This is a genomic window from Pseudoroseomonas cervicalis ATCC 49957, from assembly GCF_000164635.1.
GTDB classification, from domain to species: domain Bacteria; phylum Pseudomonadota; class Alphaproteobacteria; order Acetobacterales; family Acetobacteraceae; genus Pseudoroseomonas; species Pseudoroseomonas cervicalis.
On sequence record NZ_GG770777.1, the window covers coordinates 826,352 to 830,265 of the forward strand.

Genomic DNA, 3,914 nt, shown 5'->3' on the forward strand with positions numbered 1-3,914 from the left:
CCCGGGGTCAGCCGCCCCGGCCAGGGCGGCCTGGCTGTGCTGCACGGGTCGTGGTCTCCACCCTCGCTCGCCGGTCCCGGCCTGGGGGGGCGCGACGGGCGTGGCGGAAGACAGCGCCGCCTAGCCGCAATGCGGCACGTCGCGCGCCAGCCCGCCGAACAGGTCCAGCATGCGCTCGCGCCAGGCGGCCACGATGTCCTCCGCCTCCAGCAGCGGGAAGGCGGAGACGCAGCGCGCCCACTGGAAATTGCCGAAGACGGCGTAGTCGGCATAGTCCGGCGCGGCGCCGCCCAGGAAGGGCTGCCCCTTCAGCACCAGCCGCATCGGCGCCAGCGCGGCGCGGAAGGCGCCCACCCGCTCCTCGCGGTCGGCGGTGATCTGCTCCAGCGTCATGCCGAAGCGGGCCTCGCGGCTGGCGCGGAAATAGTCGCGCTGGCCCTCGCCCAGCCAGGGCAGGATGTCGCTGATGATCAGCCGGCCGAGCAGCGGCAGCAGCGCCGCATCGGCCCAGGCGGCCGAAAGCCGCGCCGCCGCCGGGTCGCGCCCGGCAAACAGCGCCGGGCGCTCGGGGTAGGCGGCCTCCAGATAGGCCGCGATGGCCCAGGAATCCGACACCACCCGGTCGCCATCGACCAGCACCGGCACCTTGTCCTGGCCGGAGAAGGCGAGCGCCGCCGCCTCGGTGAAGCGCCAGGGCACGCATTCGGCCTCCAGCCCCTTGTGCGCCAGCGCCATGCGGCTGCGCCAGCAGAACGGGCTGAAGCGGCGGGCGGGGTCCTCCCCCACCAGTTCGTAGAGGCGGCGCGCCACCGGCTCAGCCCTCCTTCGCCGCGGCGGCGGGCATGGCGCCGGCCGCCGTGTTGGCCGCCGTGTTGGCCGCCGTCTGGCCGAACAGGATGGCGCGCGACTGCTCGTTCACCGTGGCGGCGCTGGTCGGGTTGATCTCGGCGGCGCGGGCATAGGCGGCGATGGTGGCGGGGCGCGCCTGGATGGCGGCGAACCAGCGCGACAGCTCGGGGAAGTCGTCGAGGTTCTGGCCCTGCCGCGCATAGGGCACGATCCAGGGGTAGATCGCCATGTCGGCGATCGAATAATCGTCGCCGGCGACGAAGGCGCGGCCCTTCAGCCGGCGGTCGAGCACGCCGTAGAGGCGGTTGGTCTCCCGCACATAGCGGTCGATGGCGTAGGGGATCTTCTCCGGCGCGTACTGGGAGAAGTGGTGATTCTGCCCGGCCATGGGGCCGAGCCCCCCCATCTGCCAGAACAGCCATTGCAGCACCTCGGCGCGCGCGGCAACCTCGGGCGCGGCCGGGATGAAGCGGCCGATCTTGTCCGCCAGGTAGAGCAGGATGGCCCCACTCTCGAACAGCGACACGGGGGCGCCACCGCCGGCCGGGGCATGGTCGACCAGGGCGGGAATCCGGTTGTTGGGGGCGATGGCCAGGAAGTCGGGATGGAACTGCTCGCCCTTGCCGATGTTCACCGGGACCAGGCGGTATGGCAGCCCCGCCTCCTCCAGCAGCAAGGTGACCTTGTGGCCGTTCGGCGTGGTCCAATAATACAGGTCGAGCATGGCGGGTCCTCCTGGCCGGCGGCGCGGCGCCGCGGCGGCTGGACGCTACCGAGCCCCCCCTGCCTCGGCAAGGGAGCGGCCGCCACCGTCCCACCCGGCCAGGACGGCGCCGCGCCCGCGCCGCCGCCCTGTCCGATAGTCCCGCCACGCGCCCCCGCGCGGCCAGCCCCCGGAGCGTCATGGCCACCATCCTGATCCTGGACGACCGGGGCACCAACCGCGACATCTTCAGCCGCCTGGCGCTGTCGCTCGAGCGCGACGTGCAGGTCGAGGCCTTCGGCGACCCGCAGGCGGCGCTGGACTGGCTGGCCGGGCACGCGGCCGACCTGGTGGTGACGGATTTCCGCATGCCCGGCATGGACGGGGCGGAGTTCACCCGCCGGCTGCGCGCCCTGCCGCCGCCGCCGGGCGGCACGCCGGGGGCGGCCGACGCGCCGGTCATCGTCATCACCGCCTACAATGACCGCGCCTACCGGATGCGCGCGCTGGAGGCGGGGGCGACCGATTTCCTGCTCAGCCCGGTCGACCATTACGAATTCCTCACCCGCGCCCGCAACCTGCTGCGCATGCGCTGGCAGCAGCAGGTGATCCAGCGCCGCGCCGAGTCGCTGGAGCAGGCGTTGCAGCACAGCACCCGCGCGCGCGAGGAGATGCTGCGCGACAGCCGCGCCGCCCTGGCCCAGGTGATCGACACCGTGCCGGCGATGATCAGTGCCGCCGACCGGCAGGGGCGCTGCGTCTTCGTCAACGCCGCCCAGGCGGAGTTCGCCGGCACCACCCCGGACGCCCTGGCCGGACAGCCCATCGAGCAGATGTTCGGCCGCGAGCGCGCCGCCCGCTCCCGCGCGCTCGACGCGCTGGTGTTCGAGACCGGCCAGCCCCTGCCGGGGCGCGAGGAGGAGACCGAGGGGCCGGACGGCCAGGCCCGCATCTTCTCCACCACCAAGGCGCCGCTGCACAATGCGCGCGGCGAGGTGGTGGCGGTGCTGACCACCTCGCTCGAGATCACCGACCGCAAGCTGGCGGAGCGCCGGCTCGGCCACATGGCGCATCACGACGCGCTGACCGGCCTGCCCAACCGCGCCTTCCTGCGCGACCGGCTGCGCCGCGAACTGGCGCGCGGCCGCCGCGGCGACCATGCCTTCGCGCTGCTGTTCCTCGACCTCGACCGCTTCAAGGCGGTGAACGACGCGCTCGGCCACCATGTCGGCGACGCGCTGCTGCGCACGGTCGCGCAGCGGCTGAAGGCGACGGCGCGGGCCGAGGACCTGGTGGCCCGCCTCGGCGGCGACGAATTCGCCATCGTGCAGACCGCCATCCAGGGGCCGGAGGACGCGGCGGCGCTGGCGCAGCGCATCATGGCCGCGCTGGCCGCGCCGGTGGATGCGGACGGGCACAGCCTGTCGGCGGCGGCCAGCATCGGCATCACCCTCTCGCCGCGCGACGGCGCCGACCCGGACGAGCTGCTGCGCAACGCCGACCTCGCCATGTACCGCGCCAAGGCGGAGGGGCGGCATGGCTGGCGCTTCTTCGCCGCCGCCATGGACGCCCGCGCGCGCGAGGCGATGCGGATCGAGGCCGAGTTGCGCGCGGCACTCGGCCGCGGCGAGTTCGAGCTGCACTACCAGCCGCAGGTCGAGCTGCGCGGCAACCGCGTCACCGGGGCCGAGGCGCTGCTGCGCTGGCGGCGCCACGGCCACGGGCTGTGCGGCCCCGGCAGCTTCCTGGCGATCGCCGAGGAGACCGGGCTGATCGTGCCGATCAACGAGTGGGTGCTGCGCGAGGCCTGCCGTCAGGCCGCCGCCTGGGCGGCGGAGGGGCTGCCGCCGGTGCGCATGGGCGTCAACCTCTCCCCCGTGCAGTTCCGCCGCCAGGATGTGCGGGCGCTGGTGGCGCAGGTGCTGGACGACACCGGGCTGCCGCCCGACCGGCTCGACCTGGAGCTGACCGAGGGCATCCTGATGGAGCAGGACGCCGCCACCGCCGCCGGCCTGCAGGCGCTGCGCGCGCTCGGCGTGCGCGTCTCGGTGGACGATTTCGGCACCGGCTATTCCTCGCTGAACTATGTGAAGAACTTCCCCGTGGACCGGCTGAAGATCGACCAGTCCTTCGTGCGCGGCATGACCAGCGAGCCGAACGACGCCGCCATCGTGCGCACCATCGTCGATCTCGGCCACATGCTGCGGCTGCAGGTGGTGGCCGAGGGGGTGGAGACCGAGGCGCAGCTGGCCCGGCTGCGCGCCGAGGGCTGCGACGAGGTGCAGGGCTTCTACTTCAGCGAGGCGCTGCCGGCCGAGGGCTTCGCCCGGCTGCTGCGCCAGCCGGGCGCGCGGCCGCGCAG

3 protein-coding genes are annotated in these 3,914 nt (G+C 73.9%); 1 reads left to right on the forward strand and 2 read right to left on the reverse strand.

Annotated features, from left to right (window positions below; genetic code table 11):
- Positions 1 to 120: 120 nt before the first annotated feature.
- The gene (locus HMPREF0731_RS03590) at positions 121 to 810 is read right to left on the reverse strand and encodes a glutathione S-transferase family protein (RefSeq protein WP_007002659.1); all 690 of its coding nucleotides are present in this window, start codon (positions 808 to 810) and stop codon (positions 121 to 123) included.
- Between the two features lie 4 nt (positions 811 to 814).
- Positions 815 to 1,573: a glutathione binding-like protein gene (locus HMPREF0731_RS03595; RefSeq protein ID WP_007002660.1), complete on the reverse strand. Its 759-nt coding sequence runs from the start codon at positions 1,571 to 1,573 to the stop codon at positions 815 to 817.
- Positions 1,574 to 1,752: 179 nt separating this feature from the next.
- On the opposite strand from HMPREF0731_RS03595, the gene HMPREF0731_RS03600 reads away from it, so the two are divergent.
- Positions 1,753 to 3,914: two-component system response regulator (locus tag HMPREF0731_RS03600; protein WP_007002661.1), on the forward strand; the 2,162-nt coding region annotated here is incomplete at its 3' end.

Excerpts from the sequence above, each read along its gene's own strand:
- HMPREF0731_RS03595 (WP_007002660.1), bottom strand. The coding sequence starts at position 1,573 with ATGCTCGACCTGTATTATTGGACCACGCCGAACGGCCACAAGGTCACC.